Consider the following 518-nt stretch of genomic DNA (forward strand, 5'->3'; position numbering starts at 1 on the left):
AAGCTGTCTTGCAGCTGGGTCAGTTTGTAGAGTTGGTTCAAAACGACTTCGGCATTTTCATTGCGTTTCAATTCGATCACGACACGCATACCGGATTTGTCGGACTCGTCGCGCAGGTCGGATACGCCTTCCAACGTTTTTTCGCGTACCAACTCGCCGATTTTCTCAACCAGCTTGGCTTTGTTTACTTGATATGGGATTTCATCGATAACGATGGCTTCGCGTTCACCGTTTTTACCGATAGGCTCAATATGGGTTTTACCGCGCATCACCACGCGGCCGCGGCCGGTTTTATAGCCTTCGCGCACGCCGCTTAAGCCGTAAATAGTTGCGCCTGTTGGAAAATCGGGCGCTTGGATAATGTTGATCAGCTCGTCGATTTCAGTTTCAGGCTCATCCAACAAACGCAGGCAGGCATTGATGGTATCGCCCAAATTGTGCGGCGGGATATTGGTTGCCATACCGACGGCAATACCGGACGAACCGTTTACCAACAGCGCAGGGAAGCGGGTCGGCAA

1 protein-coding gene is annotated in these 518 nt (G+C 51.5%); it reads right to left on the minus strand.

Annotated features, from left to right (window positions below):
- A partial coding sequence (locus ACTHUR_RS18260) for a DNA gyrase subunit A (RefSeq protein ID WP_440400175.1) occupies positions 1-518 on the minus strand: 518 nt, incomplete at both ends.

The sequence above is a fragment of the Neisseria sp. P0021.S007 genome (genome assembly GCF_051956855.1).